Source organism: Streptomyces nanhaiensis (assembly GCF_046614825.1).
GTDB lineage: Bacteria > Actinomycetota > Actinomycetes > Streptomycetales > Streptomycetaceae > Streptomyces > Streptomyces radiopugnans.
This window is the reverse complement of the sequence record NZ_JBKJFM010000324.1, coordinates 1-1,841: the sequence shown is the minus strand read 5'-3', so window position 1 is coordinate 1,841 and position 1,841 is coordinate 1. Positions and strand designations below refer to the sequence as shown.

At 60.8% G+C, this 1,841-nt stretch carries 1 rRNA gene; it reads right to left on the bottom strand.

The features are described from left to right. Window positions 1-1,695, bottom strand: a 23S ribosomal RNA gene (locus ACLIYP_RS30335); the annotation flags it as partial. Window positions 1,696-1,841: the final 146 nt, after the last annotated feature.

The window sequence follows — 1,841 nt, the reverse complement described above, 5'->3', positions numbered from 1 at the left end:
CTACACCCTTACCCCGGGACAACCACCGCCCGGGCTGGACTACCTTCCTGCGTCACCCCATCACTCACCTACTACCGGATCGGGCCGTCGGCTCCACCCCACCCGGCACCCGAAGGCACCGGAGGGCTTCACGGACTTAGCATCACCGGGCTCGGCCCTTGCGCTCCACAGCGGGTACCGGAATATCAACCGGTTATCCATCGACTACGCCTGTCGGCCTCGCCTTAGGCCCCGACTTACCCTGGGCAGATCAGCTTGACCCAGGAACCCTTGGTCAATCGGCGCAGGAGTTTCCCACTCCTGTATCGCTACTCATGCCTGCATTCTCACTCGTGAACCGTCCACCACTGCCTTCCGGCGCGGCTTCACCCGGCACACGACGCTCCCCTACCCATCGACACCCCCGTTGGAGGTTGATGTGCCGATGACACGACGTCGGCGGTGTGCTTGAGCCCCGCTACATTGTCGGCGCAGAATCACTTGACCAGTGAGCTATTACGCACTCTTTCAAGGATGGCTGCTTCTAAGCCAACCTCCTGGTTGTCTCTGCGACTCCACATCCTTTCCCACTTAGCACACGCTTGGGGGCCTTAGTCGATGCTCTGGGCTGTTTCCCTCTCGACCATGGAGCTTATCCCCCACAGTCTCACTGCCGCGCTCACACTTACCGGCATTCGGAGTTTGGCTAAGGTCAGTAACCCGGTAGGGCCCATCGCCTATCCAGTGCTCTACCTCCGGCAAGCAACACGCGACGCTGCACCTAAATGCATTTCGGGGAGAACCAGCTATCACGGAGTTTGATTGGCCTTTCACCCCTAACCACAGGTCATCCCCCAGGTTTTCAACCCTGGTGGGTTCGGGCCTCCACGACCTCTTACAGCCGCTTCACCCTGCCCATGGCTAGATCACTCCGCTTCGGGTCTTGGGCACGCTACTCAAACGCCCTGTTCGGACTCGCTTTCGCTACGGCTTCCCCACACGGGTTAACCTCGCAACATACCGCAAACTCGCAGGCTCATTCTTCAAAAGGCACGCAGTCACGACCGCAAGCGCAAGCACTCACGGCGACGCTCCCACGGCTTGTAGGCACACGGTTTCAGGTACTATTTCACTCCGCTCCCGCGGTACTTTTCACCATTCCCTCACGGTACTATCCGCTATCGGTCACCAGGGAATATTTAGGCTTAACGGGTGGTCCCGCCAGATTCACACGGGATTTCTCGGGCCCCGTGCTACTTGGGTGGTCCTCAAACGAGCCGCAGGAATTTCGGCTACGGGGGTCTTACCCTCTACGCCGGGCCTTTCGCATGCCCTTCGCCTATCCCTACGGTTTCTGACTCGTCCAGCCGCCGGCAGACGACTGCAGAGAACTCCCACAACCCCGACCACGCAACCCCTGCCGGGTCTCACACGTGACCGGTTTGGCCTCATCCGGTTTCGCTCGCCACTACTCCCGGAATCACGGTTGTTTTCTCTTCCTGCGGGTACTGAGATGTTTCACTTCCCCGCGTTCCCTCCACACTGCCTATGTGTTCAGCAGCGGGTGACAGCCCATGACGACTGCCGGGTTTCCCCATTCGGACACCCCCGGATCACAGCTCGGTTGACAGCTCCCCGGGGCCTATCGCGGCCTCCCACGTCCTTCATCGGTTCCTGGTGCCAAGGCATCCACCGTGCGCCCTTAAAAACTTGGCCTATAGATGCTCGCGTCCACTGTGCAGTTCTCAAACAACGACCAGCCACCCGCCACCCCCACCCGATCGGGCGGAGTACACCGGGGCCGGCACCGAAGACCCGGCCGGTACGGCCGTGCCCTCAGACACCCAACAGCGCGCCCGACC